The 21,615-nt window shown below is 71.4% G+C and carries 19 protein-coding genes; 16 read left to right on the top strand and 3 right to left on the bottom strand.

The features are described from left to right. Window positions 1-42 precede the first annotated feature (42 nt). From thyX to YWY_RS0103620, 5 genes are all read left to right on the top strand, one after another. Complete coding sequence (gene thyX, locus YWY_RS0103600; protein ID WP_028846497.1) at window positions 43-795, top strand: FAD-dependent thymidylate synthase; 753 nt, start codon at window positions 43-45, stop codon at window positions 793-795. A gap of 1 nt (window position 796) precedes the next feature. Next, complete coding sequence (locus YWY_RS0103605; protein WP_028846498.1) at window positions 797-1,198, top strand: ACT domain-containing protein; 402 nt, start codon at window positions 797-799, stop codon at window positions 1,196-1,198. A 179-nt stretch (window positions 1,199-1,377) separates the two neighbouring features. Next, window positions 1,378-2,862 (top strand): serine/threonine-protein kinase, encoded by a 1,485-nt coding sequence (locus YWY_RS0103610; protein ID WP_028846499.1) that lies wholly within the window; start codon window positions 1,378-1,380, stop codon window positions 2,860-2,862. Between the two features lie 21 nt (window positions 2,863-2,883). After that, window positions 2,884-3,894, top strand: coding sequence for a 4-hydroxy-tetrahydrodipicolinate synthase (gene dapA, locus YWY_RS0103615; RefSeq protein WP_211227469.1), 1,011 nt, complete (start codon window positions 2,884-2,886; stop codon window positions 3,892-3,894). Between the two features lie 8 nt (window positions 3,895-3,902). Further along, window positions 3,903-5,591 carry a ribonuclease J gene (locus YWY_RS0103620; RefSeq protein ID WP_028846501.1) on the top strand — a complete coding sequence of 563 codons (1,689 nt, stop codon included), beginning with the start codon at window positions 3,903-3,905 and terminating at the stop codon, window positions 5,589-5,591. Between the two features lie 64 nt (window positions 5,592-5,655). Here the strand turns inward: YWY_RS0103620 and YWY_RS20105 are convergent, their stop codons facing one another. Next, a complete protein-coding gene (locus YWY_RS20105) occupies window positions 5,656-6,699 on the bottom strand; it encodes an EamA family transporter (protein WP_051309633.1) in 1,044 nt (347 codons plus the stop codon). Between the two features lie 108 nt (window positions 6,700-6,807). Here YWY_RS20105 and YWY_RS0103630 point away from each other — a divergent pair, with 108 nt between their 5' ends. The 8 genes from YWY_RS0103630 to YWY_RS0103665 all read left to right on the top strand — a co-directional run bounded on the left by YWY_RS0103630 (window position 6,808) and on the right by YWY_RS0103665 (window position 15,183). Then, window positions 6,808-7,296 carry an Lrp/AsnC family transcriptional regulator gene (locus YWY_RS0103630; protein WP_028846502.1) on the top strand — a complete coding sequence of 163 codons (489 nt, stop codon included), beginning with the start codon at window positions 6,808-6,810 and terminating at the stop codon, window positions 7,294-7,296. Between the two features lie 83 nt (window positions 7,297-7,379). Beyond that, window positions 7,380-8,249, top strand: a complete 870-nt coding sequence (locus tag YWY_RS0103635) for an AAA family ATPase (RefSeq protein ID WP_028846503.1) — start codon at window positions 7,380-7,382, stop codon at window positions 8,247-8,249. A 2-nt stretch (window positions 8,250-8,251) separates the two neighbouring features. After that, the gene (locus YWY_RS0103640) at window positions 8,252-9,400 is read left to right on the top strand and encodes a vWA domain-containing protein (protein WP_051309700.1); all 1,149 of its coding nucleotides are present in this window, start codon (window positions 8,252-8,254) and stop codon (window positions 9,398-9,400) included. Beyond that, window positions 9,381-10,505, top strand: a complete 1,125-nt coding sequence (locus YWY_RS0103645; RefSeq protein ID WP_028846505.1) for an XdhC family protein — start codon at window positions 9,381-9,383, stop codon at window positions 10,503-10,505. Before YWY_RS0103640 ends, YWY_RS0103645 begins: the two co-directional genes overlap by 20 nt. A 139-nt stretch (window positions 10,506-10,644) precedes the next feature. Continuing rightward, window positions 10,645-11,181 (top strand): (2Fe-2S)-binding protein, encoded by a 537-nt coding sequence (locus YWY_RS0103650; RefSeq protein ID WP_028846506.1) that lies wholly within the window; start codon window positions 10,645-10,647, stop codon window positions 11,179-11,181. Then, window positions 11,178-13,613 carry a xanthine dehydrogenase family protein molybdopterin-binding subunit gene (locus YWY_RS0103655; protein WP_028846507.1) on the top strand — a complete coding sequence of 812 codons (2,436 nt, stop codon included), beginning with the start codon at window positions 11,178-11,180 and terminating at the stop codon, window positions 13,611-13,613. The genes YWY_RS0103650 and YWY_RS0103655 overlap by 4 nt, the downstream gene beginning before the upstream one ends. Continuing rightward, on the top strand, window positions 13,610-14,461 hold the full coding sequence (locus YWY_RS0103660) for an FAD binding domain-containing protein (protein WP_028846508.1): 852 nt from the start codon (window positions 13,610-13,612) through the stop codon (window positions 14,459-14,461). The genes YWY_RS0103655 and YWY_RS0103660 overlap by 4 nt, the downstream gene beginning before the upstream one ends. After that, window positions 14,452-15,183, top strand: coding sequence for an SRPBCC family protein (locus tag YWY_RS0103665; protein WP_028846509.1), 732 nt, complete (start codon window positions 14,452-14,454; stop codon window positions 15,181-15,183). The genes YWY_RS0103660 and YWY_RS0103665 overlap by 10 nt, the downstream gene beginning before the upstream one ends. Before the next feature lie 104 nt (window positions 15,184-15,287). Here the strand turns inward: YWY_RS0103665 and YWY_RS20110 are convergent, their stop codons facing one another. Next, window positions 15,288-16,013, bottom strand: a complete 726-nt coding sequence (locus YWY_RS20110) for a lysophospholipid acyltransferase family protein (protein ID WP_245566544.1) — start codon at window positions 16,011-16,013, stop codon at window positions 15,288-15,290. 229 nt (window positions 16,014-16,242) lie between these two features. Here YWY_RS20110 and YWY_RS0103675 point away from each other — a divergent pair, with 229 nt between their 5' ends. Next, on the top strand, window positions 16,243-18,678 hold the full coding sequence (locus YWY_RS0103675) for an FtsK/SpoIIIE family DNA translocase (protein ID WP_028846510.1): 2,436 nt from the start codon (window positions 16,243-16,245) through the stop codon (window positions 18,676-18,678). Window positions 18,679-18,880: 202 nt separating this feature from the next. Here the strand turns inward: YWY_RS0103675 and YWY_RS0103680 are convergent, their stop codons facing one another. Beyond that, window positions 18,881-19,375 carry an amino-acid N-acetyltransferase gene (locus YWY_RS0103680; protein WP_028846511.1) on the bottom strand — a complete coding sequence of 165 codons (495 nt, stop codon included), beginning with the start codon at window positions 19,373-19,375 and terminating at the stop codon, window positions 18,881-18,883. A 97-nt stretch (window positions 19,376-19,472) separates the two neighbouring features. Between YWY_RS0103680 and rimO the strand changes: the two genes are divergently transcribed. Together rimO and pgsA are read left to right on the top strand one after the other, a co-directional pair. Continuing rightward, on the top strand, window positions 19,473-20,918 hold the full coding sequence (gene rimO, locus YWY_RS0103685; protein ID WP_038044362.1) for a 30S ribosomal protein S12 methylthiotransferase RimO: 1,446 nt from the start codon (window positions 19,473-19,475) through the stop codon (window positions 20,916-20,918). A 118-nt stretch (window positions 20,919-21,036) separates the two neighbouring features. Next, a complete protein-coding gene (gene pgsA, locus YWY_RS20115; RefSeq protein ID WP_038044445.1) occupies window positions 21,037-21,609 on the top strand; it encodes a CDP-diacylglycerol--glycerol-3-phosphate 3-phosphatidyltransferase in 573 nt (190 codons plus the stop codon). The last annotated feature ends 6 nt before the right edge of the window (window positions 21,610-21,615 follow it).

The following is a 21,615-nucleotide window of genomic DNA, read 5'->3' on the forward strand; positions in this document are numbered from 1 at the left end:
CGGCAAGAGGAGTCAGCGGTTGCCGGTTAGGGGTGCGTGCAGGTGGCAGAGACGGTCTCGCCGAAGGTTCAGCTCATCGCCAAGACGGAGTTCTTCCCGCCGGAGGACGTCCCGTGGTCGACCGACGCCGACGGGGGAGAGGCGCTGGCCGAGTTCGCCGGCCGCGCCTGCTACCAGTCGTGGCACAAGCCGAACCCGAAGACGGCCACCAACGCCGGTTACCTCCGGCACATCATCGAGGTCGGTCACCTGTCGGTGCTCGAGCACGGCACGGTCAGCTTCTACATCACCGGCATCTCCCGGTCGCTGACGCACGAGCTGATCCGGCACCGGCACTTCTCCTACTCGCAGCTGTCCCAGCGGTACGTCCCGGAGCGGGACGCGGCGTTCGTCGAGCCGGACGTCATCGCCAACGACCCCGAGCTGCACGAGAAGTTCCTCAAGGCCGTGCAGGCCAGCCAGGATGCCTACAACGAGCTGCTGGCCGGCCTGGAGGACAAGTTCGCCGACGCGCCCAGCAAGACGCTGCGGCGCAAGCAGGCCAGGCAGGCGGCACGCGCGGTGCTGCCGAACGCGACCGAGACGCGCATCGTGGTGACCGGCAACTACCGGGCGTGGCGGCACTTCATCGCCATGCGCGCCACCGAGCACGCCGACGTCGAGATCCGGGCGCTGGCCGTGGAGTGCCTGCGCCAGCTGCAGAAGGCCGCGCCCAACGTGTTCGCCGACTTCACCATCTCCACGCTGCCCGACGGCACCGAGGTGGCCTCCAGCCCGCTGGTCACCGAGGGCTGACGTGCGGCGGCTCACCCTGGACGTGCGGCCGGGCGAGTACACCGTCGCCCGGCTGTCACCGGAGGCCGAGCCACCCGTGGACCTGCTGAGTGCCGGCGATGCCCTGGTGTCGATCACCCGTACCGGTACCGAGCTGTCGGTGGTGTGCCCGAGCGGGCTGTGGTCGCGCGAGGACGGGCGCGCCGAGCACGGCTGGAGGTTGCTGTCGGTGCGCGGGCCGCTGGAGTTCACCCTCACCGGCATCCTGGCCGTGCTGTCCAGCGAGCTGGCCGCGGCGGGGGTCGGCCTGTTCGCGCTGTCCACCTACGACACCGATCACCTGCTGGTGAAGCAGACGGATCTGGAACGTGCCGTGCAGGCGTTGCGTGCTTCCGGTCACGAGGTGCACACCGAATTCGGCTGAGCGCCGTCCCGAGCCGTGCGGCCGGATGTCGAAGTGGACAATCCGGGCGTGCGGCCGATCGGCACACGATATGGTGCACCCAGAATCGTGCAACGAGGAGGATCGTGGCAGCCCCCAACCCGCCCACTCCGCCCGTCCCGCCGAACACCCCGTCCGCCGGGCACCCGGCGGCCGACACGGTGACCGCCACCCAGCCGGCATCCGGGCGTGTCCTGGCCGGCCGCTACCGGCTGCTCGGCGAGCTGGGCCGGGGCGGCATGGGCGTGGTGTGGCGTGCCGAGGACACCGTCATCGGCAGGCACGTCGCCATCAAGGAGGTCCGGCTGCCCTCCGGAGAGGGGCAGGACACCACCGTCTTCGCCGAGCGGGTCCTGCGGGAGGTCCGCACCAGTGGCAGGCTCAACGACCCGGCTATCGTCACCGTCTACGACGTGATCACCGACGGCGGCGCGACCTACATCGTCATGGAGCTGGTGGAGGCGCCGACCCTGGCCGATCTGGTGGCCGAGCGCGGGCCGCTCAGCCCGGGCGCGGTGGCCGCCATCGGTGAGCAGGTGCTGTCCGCGCTGACCGTCGCGCACCGCGCGGGGATCGTCCACCGGGACGTCAAGCCGAGCAACATCATGGTGGGTGCCGACGGCCGGGTGAAGCTCACCGACTTCGGCATCGCCCAGGCCGTCGACGACCCCCGGCTGACCGCGAGCGGCTTCTTGGTCGGCTCCCCGGCGTTCATGGCGCCGGAGCGGATCTCCGGCCAGGACGCCACGCCCGCGTCGGACCTGTGGTCGCTGGGCGCGACGTTGTACTACGCGGCCGAGGGCACGGTGGCCTTCGACCGGGGCAGCACGGCGGCGACGCTGCACGCGATCATGACCGAGGTCCCGCCGTTGACCCGCACGCACGGCGCACTGGCGTCGGCGATCATGGCCCTGCTGGTCACCGCGCCGGAGGCGCGCGCGACCGCCGAGCAGGCCAGGGCGCTGCTGGGCATGGCCAGACAGGCGTCCGGCGGGCCCACCGTGCCGGGGCAGGCCGATCAGCCCACGGCCCAGGGACAGACGGCGCGGTATGCGGGTGGGCCGCACAACCCGCCGACCGCGCTCGCCGCGGAGCCGGCCGCCCCGCGGCGGATCGGCCGCGGAATGCTGATCGCCGGCGGCGTGCTGGTGGTGGCGGCGCTGATCGGCGGATTCCTGCTCGGCCAGTGGGTCGCCACGCCCGATCCCGGCGCGCAGGACGAGACGTGGACGTGGGGCAAGGGCGGCCAGATCCCCGAGTTCACCATCGGCGAAGGCAAATGCGCCAGCGGGGGGCCACTGGCCGAGAACCGGTCGGTGACCACCACCGTGGACTGCTCCGAGGTTCACGATCTGCAGGTCTTCGCAGCCGCGTCGGCGTTCTCGCCGGGCTTCGGCGACGATCCCGACTACCGCTATCCCGGCCAGGCGCTGATCGACTGGGCACGGGCGCGCTGCGCGCTGAGCTTCCAGTCCGAGCTGATCGACGCCGAGCGGCGGGAGCAGCTGCGGTTCCGCGCCCTGGTGCCGTCGGCGGAGCAATGGGAGGCCACCGACGACAACGGCAACCACGACCGCACCGTGCACTGTGTCGCATATGACGCGGAAGGCAAGCAGCTGAGGGAGACCGTGCTGGCGGAACAGTAGTACCGTCTGAGCATGCCCTCCATGACCGTTGGCCCGACTGCCGCCCCGGGACGGCCGTTCGGCCGTGTACTGACAGCGATGGTTACCCCGTTCACCGCCGACGGTGCGGTGGACTACGACAAGGCGCAGGAACTCGCGGCCCACCTGCTGGAGCTGGGCAACGACGGCCTGGTGATCAACGGCACCACGGGGGAGAGCCCGACGACCACCGACGCCGAGAAGGCCGACCTGGTGCGCGCGGTGGTCGAGGCGGTGGGGGACCGCGCGACCGTGATCGCGGGCGCGGGCACCTACGACACCAAGCACAGCATCGCCCTGGCCCAGGCCGCCGAGAAGGCGGGCGCGCACGGCCTGCTGGTGGTCACCCCGTACTACTCGCGGCCGTCGCAGGCCGGCCTGCACGCGCACTTCACCGCGGTGGCCGACGCCACCGACCTGCCGGTGATGCTCTACGACATCCCGCCGCGCTCGATCGTGCCGATCGAGGTGGACACGCTGCGCAGGCTCGCCGAGCACCCGCGGATCCTGGCGGTCAAGGACGCCAAGGGCGATCTGCTGGCGGGCTCGGAGGTCATCGCCAACACGCACCTGGCGTACTACTCGGGCGACGACGCGCTGAACCTGCCGTGGCTGTCGGTGGGCGCGGTCGGCTGCGTCAGCGTCATCGGGCACGTGGTGGCCGGTCGGATCCGCGCGATGATCGACGCCTACGAGGCAGGCGACACGTCGACGGCGCGCACCAACCACCGCGGCATGCTGCCGGTGCTGCGGGCGTTCGCCCGGGTCGGCGGCGTGGTGTTCGCCAAGACCGCGCTGCGGCTGCGCGGCATGAACGTCGGCGACCCGCGGCTGCCGCTGGTGCCGGCCACCGACGAGCAGGTGCAGGCGATCGCGTCCGATCTCGCCCAGGCAGGAGTGCCGCTGGAGGAAGGCCCGGCGGACTTCCACGCCTCCCGCGCGGCCCAGGCCGACTCGGCGGCCGCGTATGTCGCACCGACCACGCACACGTCTCTCGGTACGCTTCCGGAGTGACCCAAGCGCTGGTAACCGGGCCTGGGCCCGACAATCCTCCGCCGCCCTTGCCGGACGGCGCGTTGCGCGTCGTCGCCCTCGGGGGCATCGGCGAGGTCGGCCGGAACATGACGGTGTTCGAGTTCGACGGCAGGCTGCTGATCGTCGACTGCGGGGTGCTGTTCCCGGAGGACGAGCAGCCGGGCGTCGACCTGATCCTGCCCGACTTCCGCGCGATCGAGGACCGGCTCGGCGACGTCGACGGGCTGGTGCTGACCCACGGGCACGAGGACCACATCGGCGCGGTCCCGTTCCTGCTGCGCCAGCGGCCGGACCTGCCGGTGTACGGCTCGCGGTTCACCCTGGCCCTGGTCGAGGCCAAGTGCCGCGAGCACAAGCAGCGGCCGACGCTGATCCAGGTCGCCGAGGGCGGCAGGCGCACCATCGGACCGTTCGAGTGCGAGTTCTTCGCGGTCAACCACTCGATCCCGGACGCGTTGGCGGTCGCCATCCGCACCCCGGCGGGCTTGGTGCTGCACACCGGCGACGTGAAGCTGGACCAGCTGCCGCTGGACGGCAGGCTGACCGACCTGGCCGGGTTCTCCCGGCTCGGCGAGGAAGGCGTCGACCTGCTGTGCATCGACTCCACCAACGCCGAGGTGCCCGGCTTCGTCACGCCGGAGCGGGAGATCGGGCCGGTGATCGAACGGGTGCTCGCCGAGGTGCAGCAGCGGGTCATCGTGGCCTGCTTCGCCTCGCACGTGCATCGCGTGCAGCAGGTGATCGACGCCGCCGCCAAGCACGGCCGCCGGGTGGCGTTCGTCGGCCGGTCCATGGTGCGCAACATGGGCATCGCCGCCGAGCTGGGCTTTTTGTCCGTGCCGGACGGGCTGCTGATCGACGTCGACGAGGCGATCGACCTGCCGCCCACCGAGGTGGTGTTCGTGTCCACCGGATCGCAGGGCGAGCCGCTGTCGGCGCTGTCCAGGATGGCCCGCGGTGACCACCGGAGCATCACGCTGCGGCCCGGCGACACGGTCGTGCTGGCCAGCAGCCTGGTCCCGGGCAACGAGACGGCCATCTTCAGCGTGATCAACGCGCTGACCCGGCTGGGCGCCAACGTCGTGCACCAGGGCAACGCGAAGGTGCACGTCTCCGGGCACGCCTCGGCCGGTGAGCTGCTGTTTTTGTACAACGCACTGCGCCCGTCCAACGTCATGCCGGTGCACGGCGAGTGGAAGCACCTGGTGGCCAACGGCGAGCTCGCGGTCAAGACCGGGGTGGCGCCGGAGAACGTGGTCATCGCCGAGAACGGTGTCGTGGTGGACCTGGTGGACGGCAAGGCCCAGCGCACCGGCCGGGTCGAGGTCGGTCACGTCTACGTCGACGGCCTGTCGGTCGGTGACGTGGGCGAGTCGACGCTGTCGGACCGGCTGATCCTCGGCGAAGGCGGATTCATCGCGATCACCGTGGCCATCGACCACAACACCGGCCGGGCCGTCTCCCCGCCGACCATCTCCGGCCGCGGCTTCTCCGACGACCCGAAGGCGCTCGACGCCGTGGTGCCGCTGGTGGAGATGGAGTTGTCCCGGACGGAGGCGGAGGGCATCACCGACACGCATCGCGTGGCCCAGGCCGTGCGACGAGTGGTGGGCCGGTGGGTGGCGCAGACCTACCGGCGGCGGCCGATGATCGTGCCGACCGTGCTGTCGGTCTGAGCTTCCGCCGGCCCGGCGGCAGCCTGCCGGCGGCCTGCTGTGGCGGGCCCGCGGTCCGAGCCGGCTACCGGCCGGGCAGGCCGTCCGGTTCCCGGCAATGATCGGGATCCGGCAGCGGTTCGGCCGGTGTGCCCGGCTGCGTCTTGCCGGGGGAGTTGAGCTGCACGATGGTGGCCCCTGCCAGCACCGCGACCGCACCCACCAGCTGCACGAGGGTGAGCGCTTCGTCGATCAGCACCCAGGCGAGCGCGGTGGCCGCCAGCGGTTCGACCAGCCCGAGCGCGCTGGCCACCGCGGCGGGCAGGTGACGCAGGGCGAACAGCCCGGTCAGATAGGCCAGCACGGTGGAGACCACGGCCACCGCGACGAGCAGCAGCCACGCCGGTGGCGTCCACGGGCCGAACGGCACCGTCATGGTCAGCTTCTCGGCGGGCCAGGTCCACGGCGGCGCGGCAGCGCAGACGGTGAGCGCGCCGAAGGTCAGCCCCCACGTCACCATGCCGAGCGGGTGCTGCGCGGTCATGCCCCGCTCGCCGAGCAGGAAGTACGCCGAGGCGCACACCGCCGCGAGCAGGCCCGCTCCCATGCCGAGCAGGTCGAGCCGGAGGCCCTGCCAGACCTGGGCGACGAGCGCGAGCCCGAGCATGGCCAGCGCGACGCCGCCGTAGAGCGCGCGTGGCATGTGCACGCGGCGGACGAACCGCACCCACAGCGCCACCAGCACCGGCGAGGTGAACTCCAGCAAGATCGCCACCCCCACCGGGATGCGGGAGGCTGCGACGAAGTACATCAGTTGCGCGCCCGCCACCCCCAGCAGGCCGAATCCGACGAGCAGCGGCCAGTCACCCCGCCGGACCTTGAGCAGCGACGGCCGGACCAGGGCGACTCCGGCGAGGAGGATGGCCGCCGCCAGGCCGATGCGTGCCGCCGCCACCTGCTGCGGGGTCATGCCGGCGAGCATCACGGGCTTGGCGAGCACACCGGAACTGCTGAACGACACCGCGGACAGCAACACGAACAGCAAGCCGCGTCCCGGGTGCGGGGTGAACGGACGGGCACCGGCGCCTGCGGGCCGGACGACATGCTGCTCGGCGGACGGAGCTGCCATGCCCGGTTTGACCTCCTTGCGCGCGATTTGTCGGTATCGCGTTCGAGCTTAGGGCAACGCCGTGCGTCCCCGATTGAAAGATGTGTGCTGCGAGCGCAAAATTATTGCATGCCCGGGAAGCCGTTGGCGCTGGACGACATCGATCACCGGCTGCTGGCCGAACTGCAGGCCGATGCCGACCGGACGTTGCGCGATCTCGGCGAGCTGGTCGGGCTGTCGCCCAGTGCCGTGCTGCGCCGGGTGGAGGGCTACAAGGCGGGCGGGCTGCTGGAACGGAAGGTCGCCGTGCTGGACACCAGCCAGGTGCCCGACCTGGTGCTCGCCGTGTGCCTGGTGACGGTCGAGCGCCAGACCCCCGAACACCGCCGCGCGTTCTGCGATCTGCTCAAGCGCACGCCCCAGGTGCAGCAGGTGTACGACGTCTCCGGGGTGTGGGACTACGTGGTGATCCTGGCGGCGCACGGCCTGCCGGAGGTGCGTGAGCTGGCCGAGCGGCTGTTCGAAGCCGACGAGAACGTCCGCAAGCTGACCACGCTGTTCGTGCTGGACCCGGTCAAGACCGGGTGCGCGGTGCCCACCCGGCCGATGGAAGCGTGACCCGTTCGATCGACTGTCCCGCGGCGGCCAGGCGGTAGCCTCGAGGTGTGACCGACGCCGCTCACCCAGCCGATGTTGCCGACCTGACCAGCCCCCAGGCGGTGGCCGAGCGCCTGGCGACCACCGGCTACCTGGCCGACGACGGCGTGGCGACGGCTGCTTTCCTGGCCATTCGCATGCGCCGCCCGCTGCTGTGCGAGGGCGAGCCGGGCGCCGGGAAGACGTCGCTGGCGGTGGCGCTGGCGCAAGCGCTTGGCCTGCCGCTGGTGCGACTGCAGTGCCACGAAGGCATCGACGCGGCACAGGCGCTGTACGAATGGGATTTTCCGCGCCAGTTGTTGCATCTGCGCGCCCTGGAGGCCGCTTCCGACGGTGCGCTCGACGCGGAGGAAGCCGAGCGTTCGCTGTACACGCCGAGGTTCCTGCTCGCCCGCCCGTTGCTGCGTGCCCTGCAGGAGCGCTGCGTGCTGCTGGTGGACGAGATCGACCGGGCCGACGACGAGTTCGAGGCTTTCCTGCTGCAGCTGCTCGACGAGAGCGCGGTGAGCATCCCCGAGCTCGGCGAAGTCCGTGCCGAGCAGCCCCCGATCGTGGTGCTGACCTCCAACCGCACCCGCGAGCTGCACGACGCGCTGAAACGCCGCTGCCTGTACCACTGGCTCGGGCACCCGAGCGTGGAGCGCGAGGTCGCCATCCTGCGCAGCAGGCTGCCGGGCATCTCGGAACGGCTGGCCGAGCAGGTGGCCACGGCGGTACGGCGGCTGCGCGACCTGGAGCTGCTCAAGCCGCCCGGGGTGGCCGAGTCGCTGGACTGGGCGCGGGCGTTGCTGTGCCTGGACGGGGAAACGCTGGACGCCGAGACCGCCGACCGCACGCTGGGCGCGGTGCTGAAGTTCCGGGAGGACATCGAGCGGGCCCGCGCGGCCGGTCTGGCCGAGCTGCTGGCGGAGTGATCATGACGACCGTCGGCACGCCGAGCACCCGGTCCGGCCGGCCGGACGTCCTGTCCGGATTGGTCGCCTTCACCAGGGCACTGTCGGCCGCCGGGCTGCCGGTGAGCATGGACCGGGTCACCGCCTACCTGGAAGCGGTGCGGTCGGTCGATCTCGCCCAGCCGGACGCGCTGTACTGGGCAGGCAGGCTCACGCTGTGCGGCGACCCGGACGACATCGCGCTGTACGACGGTGTCTTCCGCCAGTGGTTTCTGCACCAGCAGCCGGAGCGGCCCGGCGGGGTCCGGCCCAGGCAACCGACCATCGCGAGCCTGACCCCGCAACCGGCCGGGGACGGCGGCGACGAAGGCTCGCCGGGCGACCTGCACCGGGTCGGGGCCAGTGAGGCCGAGCGGTTGCGACATCGCGACCTCGGCGAGCTGACCGCCGAGGAACGGGCTCACCTGCGTGAGCTGATCGCGCTGCTGCGGCCTCGGCCGCCGTTGCGCCGCGCCATCCGGCAACGACCGGCGCGCCGCGGGGGACTGGACACGCGGCGGACCGTGCGGGCCATGCTGGCGGCTGGCGGTGAGCCGACGGTGCTGTTGCACCGGTCGCGCAGTGTCAAACCGCGCCGGGTGGTCCTGCTCGTGGACGTCTCCGGATCGATGGAGCCGTACGCCGACGCGCTCATCAGGTTCGCCCATGCGCTGTGCTGCCGGATTCCCGGCGGGGTGGAGGTGTTCACCATCGGCACCCGGCTCACCCGCATCACCCGCCAGCTGCGGCTGCGCGACCCCGAGCACGCCCTGGCTGCCGCGGCGAAGGCCGTCCCGGACTTCGCGGGCGGGACCCGGCTGGGCGAGACGCTGCAGGCGTTCCTCGACCGCTGGGGGCAGCGCGGCACGGCGCGGTCGGCGATCGTGGTGGTCTTCTCCGACGGCTGGGAGCGCGGCGATCCCGGCCTGCTGGGCGAACAAGTCGCCAGGCTGAAAAGGCTCGCATTCGCCGTATTCTGGGTGAATCCCCATGCGGGGAAAGACGGCTACGTACCGGTGCAATCCGGCATCGCGGCCGCATTGCCGCACGTGGACAAGCTTCTGGCCGGGCACAGCCTGGCCACGTTGGAACGACTGATGCAGGTGATGCGCGATGCGCGACGTTTTGGATGATCTCTTCCAGCGCTGGCAGCGAGGTGAGAAGGTCGGGGTCGGCACGGTCGTGGCGACGTTCTCGTCCGCACCTCGCCCGCCGGGCGCGGCGATGCTGGTCGCCGAGGACGGCACCGTGGCGGGCAGCGTCTCGGGCGGCTGCGTGGAAGGAGCCGTCTACGACCTGGCCCAGCAGGTGATCACCGACGGCACGCCGGTGCTGCAGCGGTACGGGGTTTCCGACGACGACGCGTTCGCGGTCGGCCTGACCTGCGGCGGCATCATCGACGTCTACGTCGACCGGTACTCCAGGGAGGACTTCCCGGAGCTGGGCGAGGTCGTCGAGTCGGTGCGGGCACAGCATCCGGTCGCCATCGCCACCGTCATCGAGCACCCGGATCCGCAGCGGGTGGGTGCCCGGCGGGTGATCTGGCCCGATCGCGCGGTCGGCGACCTGGGCAGCGACCGGGTCAACGACGCGGTCACCGACGACGCACGCGGCCTGCTCGCCGCCGGGCGCAGCGACACGCTGCACTACGGCCCGGACGGGCAGCGGCGGGGCGAAGGCCTGTCGGTGTTCGTCAACGCGTTCGAGCCGCCGCCGCGGCTGTTGGTGTTCGGTGCGATCGACTTCGCGCGGGCGATGGTGCAGGTGGGCGCGCTGCTCGGCTATCGGGTGACGGTGTGCGACGCGCGCCCGGTGTTCGCCACCAAGGCGCGCTTCCCGGACGCGGACGAAGTGATCGTCGAGTGGCCGCACCGGTACCTGCAGGCCGAGGTGGACGCCGGGCGGGTGGACGAGCGCACCGCGGTCACCGTGCTGACCCACGATCCCAAGTTCGACGTGCCGGTGCTGCAGGTGGCACTGCGCGCCAAGCTCGGCTACGTCGGTGCGATGGGGTCGCGGCGCACCCACGAGGACCGCCTGCAGCGGCTGCGCGAGGCCGGGATGACCGACGACGAGCTGAGCAATCTGGCATCACCGATCGGGCTGAATCTCGGTGCCCGCACCCCGGAGGAGACCGCGGTCTCGATCGCCGCGGAGATCATCGCTTTGCGCTGGGGAGGCGACGGCCGGCGGCTCACCGAGGTGTCCGGGCCCATCCACGGCGACGCGCTGCGGTAACCGAAATGTGACCTTGCGGTGAACCCGCTGAGCGGCCATCCTCAGTTGTGTGACGGCGATCACCGGGCACGGGTGAACCGTCGTCGGCTCCCGACGATCGAGTCCCGCCGGGTGCATCCACGACCGAGCTGGAGGCCCCATGCGCATCACCACCACAGTCGACGGAACCTCCTACACCGACGATGTCGAACCACGCATGCTGCTCGTGCAGTACCTGCGCGAGAAGCTGGGCAAGGTCGGCACCGTCGTCGGCTGCGACACCAGCAACTGCGGCGCCTGCACGGTGCACATGGACGGGCAGAGCGTGAAGTCCTGCTCCGTGCTGGCGGTCCAGGCCGACGGCCGCGAGATCACCACGATCGAAGGCCTGTCCGCGGACGGGCAGCTGCATCCGGTGCAGCAGGCGTTCCACGACAGCCACGCGTTGCAGTGCGGCTTCTGCACGCCCGGAATGATCATGCAGGCGGTCGACCTGCTGAAGGAGAACCCGGACCCGGACGAGGAGGAGATCCGCGCCGGGCTGGAGGGCAACCTGTGCCGGTGCACCGGTTACCAGAACATCGTCCGGGCGGTCCGGGCGGCGGCCGACAAGATGCAGCCGTCCGCGGCGCCGGAAGCCGAGACGTCGCGTGAACCGGTCGGCGCGAGCATGCCTTCGGAGGTGGCGCAGTCATGACCGCTGTTGCCGAACCGGAGGTGGGTCGCGCCCGCCTGCGCAAGGAAGACGCGCGGCTGATCACCGGGCGGACCAGGTGGACGGACAACCTGTCCCTGCCGGGCATGCTGCACCTGGCGTTCTTGCGCAGCCCGGTGGCCCACGCCAGGATCAGCAAGATCGACACCAGCGCGGCCAAGCAGAAGCCCGGCGTGATCGCCGTGGTGACCGGTGCCGACGTGGCCGAGGAACAGGGCAGCCTGCCGTGCGCCTGGCCGATCACCGAGGACATCAAGATCCCCAACGCGCCCTCACTGGCGGTCGACGAGGTGAACTTCGCCGGCGAGGCGGTGGCCGCGGTGGTCGCGCGGTCGGCGGCGGAAGCGGTCGACGCGCTGGAGGCCATCGACGTGGAGTACGACGAGCTGCCCGTCGTGCTGGACATGAACGAGGCGCTCGCCGAGGGTGCCGACCTGGTGCACCCGGAGCTGGGCACCAACAAGTGCGCCACCTGGGTGTTCGACTCGGCGGAAGCGGGCAGCGGCGGCGCGATCGACGACGCGATCGCCCAGGCGGACGTGGTGCTGGAGCGCACGTTCCGGCAGCAGCGGCTGATCCCGTCGTTCATGGAGCCGCGGTCGGTGCTGGTCGACCCGACCGGTGAGCAGATCACGGTGTGGTCGGCCACCCAGATCCCGCACATCCTGAAGTGGATGATTTCCGCGGTCACCGGGGTGCCGGAGACCAAGGTGCGGGTCATCGCGCCGGACGTCGGCGGCGGATTCGGCGGCAAGCTGCAGGTGACGCCGGAGGAGATCATCACGTTCCTCATGGCGCGCAGGCTGGGACGTCCGGTGAAGTGGACCGAGACGCGCTCGGAGTCGATGCAGTCGGCCCACCACGGCCGCGACCAGATCCAGAAGATCACCCTGGCGGCGGCGTCCGACGGCACGCTCAAGGGCCTGAAGGTCGAGCTGCTCGCGGACATGGGCGCCTACCTGCGGCTGGTCACGCCCGGTGTGCCGATCCTCGGGGCGTTCATGTTCAACGCCATCTACAAGATGGACGCCTACCGGTTCGAGTGCACCAACGTGTTCACCAACAAGACCCCGACCGACGCCTACCGGGGTGCCGGGCGTCCCGAGGCCACGTTCGCCATCGAGCGGATGATGGACGAGCTGGCCGCCGAACTCGGCCGCGATCCGATCGACCTGCGCAGGCAGAACTGGATCAAGCACGAGGAGTTCCCGTTCACCACGGTGGCGGGCCTGACCTACGACTCGGGCAACTACGAGGCGGCCACCGCCAAGGCGCTGGAGCTGTTCGGCTACGACGCGCTGCGCCAGGAGCAGCGGGAGCGGCGCGAGCGTGGCGACACCGTCCAGCTGGGCATCGGGGTGTCCACCTACACGGAGATGTGCGGCCTGGCGCCGTCGCGAGTGCTCGGTGCGCTGCGGTACGCCGCAGGCGGGTGGGAGCACGCGTCGATCCGGATGCTGCCCACCGGCAAGGTCGAGGTGATCACCGGGACGTCGCCGCACGGCCAGGGGCACGAGACGGCGTGGAGCCAGATCGTGGCCGACCGGCTCGGGGTGCCGTTCGAGGACGTGGAGGTCCTGCACGGGGACACCGCGGCGTCGCACAAGGGCATGGACTCCTACGGCTCCCGTTCGCTGGCGGTCGGCGGCACCGCGCTGGTCATGGCCGCGGACCGGGTGATCGAGAAGGCCAAGAAGCTGGCCGCGCACATGCTGGAGTGCAGCGAGGACGACATCGAGTTCTCCGGCGGCAAGCTCACGGTGCGCGGCACCGACAAGGCCACCGACATCCAGTCGGTCGCGCTGCACGCGCACGTGGCGCACGACCTGCCGGAGGGCATGGAGGCGAGCCTGGACTCCGAGGCGACGTTCGACCCGGAGAACTTCTCCTACCCGCACGGCACGCATCTGTGTGCGGTGGAGGTCGACACCGAGACGGGGCAGGTGAAGATCCGGTCCTACGTCTGCGTCGACGACGTCGGCACCGTGGTCAACCCGCTGATCGTGGAGGGCCAGGTGCACGGCGGCGTGGCGCAGGGCATCGCGCAGGCGCTGTTCGAGGACGCGGTGCACGACGAGTCCGGCACGTTGACCACCGGCACGTTCGCCGACTACCTGCTGCCGTCGGCGGCGGACCTGCCGTCGTTCGTCACCGACCGTACCGAGACACCGGCGACCACCAACCCGCTGGGTGCCAAGGGCGTCGGGGAAGCGGGCACCATCGCCGCCACGCCCGCGGTGGTGAACGCCATCGTCGACGCGGTGCGCCACCTGGGCGTCGACGACATCGAGATGCCCTGCACCCCGATGCGGGTGTGGCGGGCCGTGCACAGCGGAACCCGTGCCGAAGGCGGCCCCGGCGGCGAAGCAGGCGGCGGCCTCGGTTCGATCGATGCGTCTGGAGGTGCCCAGTGATCCCCGCGGCATTCGACTACGTGGTTCCGGCCACGGTGGACGACGCGGTCCGCGAGCTGCACGACGCGGGCGACGAAGCCAAGGTGCTGGCGGGCGGGCAGAGCCTGCTGCCGGTACTGCGCATGCGGCTGGCCGCACCGTCGAAGATCGTCGACATCGGCCGGATCACGGAACTCCGTGGTGTCCGGGACGCCGGCGACCACATCGTCATCGGCGCCACCACGCCGCACCACGAAGTGCAGCACAACCAGCTGGTCCGCGAGCACGCGCTGCTGCTGGCGCTGGCCACCGAGACGGTGGCCGACCCGCAGGTGCGTCACCTCGGCACCTTCGGCGGCGCGCTGGCGCACGCCGACCCGGCCGGTGACCTGCTCGCCCCGGCGCTGGCGCTGGACTGCACGTTCGTGGTGGCGGGCATGGACGGCAGGCACGAGGTACCGGCGAGCGAGTTCTTCGTCGACTACTTCACCACCGCGCTGCGGCCCGGAGAGCTGCTGCTCGAGGTCCGGGTGCCGAAGTACACCGGCTGGCGGGCGCACTACGAGAAGTTCAACCGCGTCGCCCAGGCGTGGTCGATCTGCGGTGTGGCCGCCGCGGTGCGGGTGGACAACGGCACCATCGCCGAGGCACGGGTCGGGCTGACCAACATGTCGTCGGTCCCGGTCCGGGCCCGGGGCGTGGAGGAGGCGCTGGTCGGCCAGCAGGCCAGCCCGGAGGTGATCAAGGCCGCGGCCGCCCGGGCCGTGGACGGCACCCTGCCGACCGCGGACGGCAACGCGGACGCCGAGTACCGGGAGCACCTGGCGAAGGTCCTGACCGAACGTGCGGTGACCGCGGCATGCAGCTGAACCACGAGTTCACCGTCGACGCCCCGCTGGACGAGGTGTGGCAGGCCCTGCTCGACCCGCACCGGGTGGCGCCGTGCATGCCCGGCGCCACCCTGGACGAGGTGAACGGCGACGAGTTCGCCGCGACCGTCCAGGTCAAGCTGGGCCCGGTCAACCTCAAGTACAAGGGCAAGGGCGCCTACGTCGACAAGGACGAGCAGGCCAAGCGGCTGGTGATCAAGGCCTCCGGCAAGGACGTGCGGGGTGCCGGGACGGCGTCCGGGTCGGCCACCGTGACGCTGACCGACGCAGGCGGTGCCACGCACGGCGAGGTGGTCAGCGAGCTCAAGGTCACCGGCCGTCCTGCCCAGTTCGGGCGGGGGCTGATCGCCGAGGTCGGCGGACGGCTGCTCGGCGAGTTCGCCAAGAACCTGGGCCAGGAGCTGTCCGGGAACTCCGGGCACGCCGGCGGCCAGGACGGTGACACGGCCTCCGCGACGCAGGCGGCCGGGCAGCGGACGCCGGAAAGCGGCACGGCCGCCAGCGGTCAGGCGCAAGCGCCGTCGGCGGACGAGCCGAGTGCCGGATCGTCCGGGCGGTCCCAGCCGTCGCAGGCCGAGCCGGAGGCCATCAACCTGCTGCAGGTCGCGGGCGGGCCGATGCTCAAGCGGCTCGCCCCGGTCCTGGCGGTGCTGGCCGTCGTGCTCGGGCTGGTGGTGCTCAGGCGGTCGCGGCGGACGTGACGGCACACTCCTGACGATGACGCGCGGCGGCTCGGCTGGTCGAGGTCACCGGCCGAGCCGCCGTCGCGCGGGCCGTCGGGTCGCGGCTGCCGGCCGGCGACCGCTCAGCGCGCGAAGTCCGGCTTCCAGGGGCTGACGCTGTCGGTCGGACGCGTGGGATCGTGGAACCGCGGCCGCACCGGCTCGTCCGCCCGCAACGGGATCAGGTTCTGCGTGATGGCGCGCATGATGCGCTCGTGCGCCTTGCGTCCGGAACCCGGTTTGGCCGGGTCCAGGTCGCCGAGGTCGATCGGCTCGCCGAAGTGCACCTTGAACGTCGGGCGGCGGAACGGCGAGGTGATGCCGGAGCGCAGCAGCGGCACGACGTCCGCCACGCCGCTGACGGTCTCGGTGCCCCAGTAGACCGCCTCGTGCGCGCCCCACTGGCTGATCGGCACCACCGGAACACCGGCGGAGAGCGCCAGCCTGGCCGCCCCGGTCTTGCCGCGTTCCGGCCACAGGCCCGGGTCGTGGCTGATCCGGCCCTCGGGGTAGACGAGCAGCGGCACGTCGGACTCGCGCAGCTGCTTGGCGGCGATTGCGAACTGCTCGATGGCGCTCATGCTGTCCTTGCGGTCGACGCGCAGATGGCCGGTCGCGCGTAGCACCGGGCCGAGAACCGGGGCGTCCAGCAGGCCGCCTGCCAGCATGAACCTCGGCGCGATCCCGATCCGCCGGCATGCGGCCATGAGCACGATCGCGTCGAAGACGCCGATGTGGTTGGCGGCCAGCAACAGCGACCGGCCGCGCAGCTGGGCCGGGACGTTCCCGGTGACCTGGAGCCTTCCCATCAGCCCCACCGCGGGGATGGACGCGGTGAGCAGGCTCTGCCACAGGTGCGGAGTGTCCTGGTACGCCCACGACCTGCGTCCGCGTCCGATGCCGACTCTGCGAGTACCCACCATGGGCGCAAAGCATGACACGGGGCATCCGCGAGGTCGACGCGCGGTCTGAGAAAACTGCGGCCTGGTACGCGAGTGGCGCCTGGGGCTGAAGTGCCGTTCGGGCTACGGTGGGGGTATGGCCACGCCGACCAAAGGCCGCAGGACCGGGCGGAACACGGCGGCACGCACACGGAGTGCCGGCCGCAGACCCGCCGCGCGCTCGTCGTCCGGCCGCCGGGCACCGGCCCGCAAGCAGTCGTCCGGTGCGTTCGGCGCGCTCGTCAGGGGCACCTGGATGGTCATCGCGCGCACCGTGGGCGCGGCCGCGCGCGCGGTCGGGCGGAGCCGCGACCTGGATCCCGAGCACCGCCGTGACGGGCTGGCGCTCGGTCTGATCGCGATCGCCCTGGTCGCCGCGGTCGGCGTGTGGGCGCGGGCCGCCGGGCCGGTCGGCACGTGGGTGGAGTACGGCTTCCGCACCGTCGTCGGCGCAGGCGCGGTGCTCGTCCCGCTGGCGCTGATCGTCACCGGGATCGCGCTGATGCGCAGCGAGCCGCGGCCGGAGACCCGCCCCCGGATGGTCATCGGCACGCTCATGATGGCGCTGGCGCTGCTCGGGCTGCTGCACATCTTCACCGGCCGCCCGCAGCAGATGGAGGACGTGCAGTACGCGGGCGGGTGGCTGGGCTGGTTCTCCGGCGACCTGCTGGCCAGGGGCGTCACGTCGTGGGTGGCCGTGCCGCTGCTGATGATCGCGGGCATCTGGGGCCTGCTGGTGTTCACCGGCACGTCGGTGCGGCAGATCCCCGAGCGGTTGCGCACCTGGGGAATGACCGAGGAAGAGCGGCAGTTCGCCGAACGGCAGCGGGCCGAGCAGGCCGCCGGCGAGCGCGACGGGGAGGCGGTCGCGCAGGGCGACGTGCGGCTGCGCAGGCCTGCGCGCCGGCGGCAAGCCGCCCAGGCGGAGGCCGGCGCCGACGACGAGCAGCCCGATGTCCAGCAGGCACCGGCGCGGGCCGCGCGCCGGCAACCGCGCGAGCGCAAGCCCGCCAAGCAGGAACCGCTGCTGTCGGTCATCCGCACGGTCGAGGGCGACTACCAGCTGCCGCCGCCCACGCTGCTGCGGGTCGGGGACCCGCCGAAGGCACGCAGCAGGGCCAACGACGCGATGATCGAGGCGATCTCCGGGGTGCTGGAGCAGTTCGCGGTGGACGCCCAGGTCACCGGGTTCACCAGGGGACCGACGGTGACCCGCTACGAGGTGGAGCTCGGTCCTGGCGTGAAGGTGGAGAAGATCACCGCGCTGACCAAGAACATTGCGTACGCGGCGGCCACCGAGAACGTGCGGTTGCTCGCGCCGATCCCGGGCAAGTCCGCGGTGGGCATCGAGGTGCCCAACGCCGACCGCGAGCTGGTACGGCTGGGCGACGTGCTCCGGTCGCCGATCGCCGCCAAGGACCCGCACCCGATGGTGATGGGGCTGGGCAAGGACATCGAAGGCCACATGGTGACGGCCAACCTGACCAAGATGCCGCACCTGCTGGTGGCCGGCTCCACCGGCTCGGGCAAGTCCAGCTTCGTCAACTCGCTGCTGGTCTCGCTGCTGACCAGGGCCACACCGGACGAGGTGCGAATGATCCTGATCGACCCGAAGATGGTCGAGCTGACCCCGTACGAGGGCATCCCGCACCTGATCACGCCGATCATCACCCAGCCAAAGAAGGCCGCGGCCGCGCTGGCCTGGCTGGTGGAGGAGATGGAGCAGCGCTACCAAGACATGCAGGCGTCCCGGGTCCGGCACATCGACGACTTCAACCGGAAGGTGAAGGCGGGCGAGATCACCGCGCCGCCGGGCAGCGAGCGCGAGTACCGGCCGTACCCGTACATCCTGGCCATTGTCGACGAGTTGGCGGACCTGATGATGACGGCGCCGCGCGACGTCGAGGACGCGATCGTGCGGATCACCCAGAAGGCGCGGGCCGCGGGCATCCACCTGGTGCTGGCCACCCAGCGGCCGTCGGTCGACGTGGTCACCGGGCTGATCAAGACGAACGTGCCGTCCCGGCTGGCGTTCGCCACGTCGTCGCTGACCGACTCGCGGGTCATCCTCGACCAGCCCGGCGCCGAGAAGCTGATCGGCATGGGCGACGCGCTGTACCTGCCCATGGGCGCCAGCAAACCGATCCGGCTGCAGGGCGCCTACGTCGACGACGACGAGATCGCCGCGGTCGTCAACTTCACCAAGGAGCAGGCCGAGCCGAACTACACCGAGGGGGTCACCCAGGCCAAGGCGGCGGAGAAGCGCGAGGTGGACGCCGACATCGGCGACGACCTCGACCTGCTGCTGCAGGCGGCCGAGCTGGTCATCACCTCGCAGTTCGGGTCGACGTCGATGCTGCAGCGCAAACTGCGGGTCGGCTTCGCCAAGGCGGGCAGGCTGATGGACCTGCTGGAGTCCCGCAACATCGTCGGCCCGTCGGAGGGGTCGAAGGCGCGCGAGGTGCTGGTGAAGCCGGAGGATCTGCAGCAGGCCCTGGCGTTGATCCGCGGCGACGCCCCGCCGGAGGAATAGCCGGAGGAATTGTTGGCCTGGCCCCTGCGCAGCGTCGGAGCAAGGGCAGTGTCGCGCCGTCGCCGGTGGATACGGGCAGTGTGCACGATCGTCGGCGACCGGGCCGACCTAGCGCCGGGTGGGTGCCGGTGCCGGTCGCTTTGCCTCCGCGGGCACCGGCAGCTCCGCCACCTCGCCACGACAGCTCCAGCAGCTCGCGCCGCTACAGCTCCAGCAGCATGCGGGTGTTGCCCAACGTGTTGGGCTTGACGTACGGCAGGTCGAGGAACTCGGCCACACCGGGGTCGGGGGAGCGACGCATCTCCTCGTAGACCTCGGGTGAGACCGGCGTTCCCTCGATCACCTTGAAGCCGTGCTTGCCGAAGAAGCGCGTCTCGAAGGTCAGCACGAAGATCCGCCGCAGCCCGAGCTCCCGTGCCGTCTTGATCAGCTCGGTGACCAGCGCGTCCCCGATGCCGCGGCCGCGCGCGGACCGGTGCACCGCGACCGAGCGGATCTCGGCCAAGTCTTCCCACAACACGTGCAGCGCCCCGCAGCCGAGCAGTCTGCCGTCGGAGGCCTGCTCGGCCACGTGGAACTCCTGGACGTCCTCGTACAACGTGACCAGCTCGCGCTCCAGCAGCACGCGGCCCGCATAGGAGTCGATCAGCGCCTTGATCTGGGGGACGTCCGCGATGCGGGCCTTGCGCACCACCACGACTTCCGGCTGCTGTTTCGCCGGGGAATCCGAGGATGGATTGGCTGGGGAGGAATCCTGCACGCGCCCAATCTAGCGCCCGGCTACCCTGAAGCCTGTGTCGAATCCCACCACACCAGCCGACCGCGCCCGGCCGCGCCGCGTCACGCTCGTGACCCTGGGGTGCGCGCGCAACGAGGTCGACTCCGAGGAGCTGGCCGGGCGGCTGCGTGCCGACGGCTGGGAGCTGTCCGACGACGCCGAGCAAGCCGACGTGGTGGTGGTGAACACCTGCGGTTTCGTGGAGTCGGCGAAGAAGGACTCGATCGACACGCTGCTGGCCGCCGCGGACACCGGCAAGAAGGTCGTCGCGGTCGGCTGCATGGCGGAGCGGTACGGGGCCGAGCTGGCCGAGAGCCTGCCGGAGGCGCACGCGGTCCTCGGCTTCGATCACTACCCGCGGTTGTCCGAACGGCTCGCGGACGTGCTGGCTGGGCGCGCGATTCCCGCGCACACGCCGTCCGACCGGCGGAAGCTGCTGCCGCTGTCGCCGGTGGCGCGCCCGCAGGCGAGCACGTCGGTGGCCCTCCCCGGGCACGGGTGGGTGCCAACCGCGCGCAAGCGGCTGACGTCGTCGCCGACGGCGGCGCTGAAGATCGCCTCGGGCTGCGACCGGCGCTGCTCGTTCTGCGCCATCCCGTCGTTCCGCGGCTCGTTCGTCTCCCGGCATCCGGACGAGCTGGTCGCGGAAGCCACCTGGCTGGCCGAGCAAGGGGCGCGGGAGCTGTATCTGGTCAGCGAGAACTCCACGTCCTACGGCAAGGACCTCGGGCAGGGCGCCGGCCGGGCGCTGGAGGAGCTGCTGCCCAGGCTGGCCGGCATCGACGGGATCCGCCGGGTGCGGGTGTCGTACCTGCAGCCCGCCGAGACCAGGCCCGACCTGGTGAAGGTGATCGCGTCCACCGCGGGCGTGGCGCCGTACTTCGACCTGTCCTTCCAGCACGCCAGCCCGGCGATCCTGCGGCGGATGCGCCGGTTCGGTTCGACCGAGACGTTCCTGGCGCTCATCGAGCAGATCCGCGCCTACGAGCCGGAGGCAGGCATCCGGACGAACGTGATCGTCGGTTTCCCCGGGGAGACCGAGGAGGACGTGGACGAGCTGGAGCGGTTCCTCAGCGAGGCGCGCCTGGACGTGGTCGGCGTGTTCGGCTACTCCGACGAGGACGGTACGGAGGCGGAGCGCTTCGACGGCAAACTCGAGCGGCACGTGATCGACGAGCGGGTGCAGCGCATCCTGGACCTGGTCGAGCACCTCACCGCGGAGCGTGCGGAAGAGCGCGTGGGCGGCACCGTCGAGGTGCTCGTCGACCGGATCGAGGACGGGATCCCGGTGGGCCGTGCGGCCCACCAGGGACCCGAGGACGGGGAGTGCCTGCTGCACGGCGGGCCGGAGCTCGCCGACATCCGGCCGGGAGCGCTGGTGCTCGGCGAGGTCTTCGAGGCCGAGGGGGTCGACCTGCGGGTCAGGGTGATCGGACCGCAACCACCAGCCGAGAGGTCGTGAGCGACGGGTGAGCAAGGCCGGCGAGGCACCGCGAGCAGAACGACCGGAGCGCAAGGACACGGCGGGGTCGGCCACCGCGGCGACACCCCAGGAGCAGCCGCAGGCGAAGCCGGCGCGGGTGCCGCTGCTGAACGTGGCCAACCTGCTGACCGTCTCCCGCCTGGTGATGGTTCCGGTGTTCCTGGTCGCGCTGTTCCTCGGCAGCGAGCCGGACGGCGAGTACCACCTCGGATGGCGACTGGCAGCGGCCGTGCTGTTCGCGGTCGCCTCGCTGACCGACCAGGTTGACGGGTGGGTGGCCCGCAAGTACGGCCTGATCACCGACTTCGGCAAGATCGCCGACCCGATCGCGGACAAGGCGCTGACCGGGTCCGCGCTGGTGGGCTTGAGCCTGCTCGGCGAGCTGCCGTGGTGGGTGACGCTGACCATTGCCGCCAGGGAGATCGGCGTGACCCTGCTGCGGTTCTGGGTCATCCGGTACGGCGTCATCCCGGCCAGCCGGGGCGGCAAGGCCAAGACCATGGCCCAGATCGTGGCCATCGGGGTGTACCTGCTGCCGTTGCCGGACGCGGTCGACCCGGTGCGCTGGGTGCTGATGGGGCTGGCGGTGATCCTCACCGTGGTCACCGGGATCGACTACGTGATCCGTGCCCTGCGGCTGCGTGCGGTGGGGAGGCGAGTTGCCCAGTAGGGGAGA

The sequence above is a fragment of the Thermocrispum agreste DSM 44070 genome (assembly GCF_000427905.1).
GTDB lineage: Bacteria > Actinomycetota > Actinomycetes > Mycobacteriales > Pseudonocardiaceae > Thermocrispum > Thermocrispum agreste.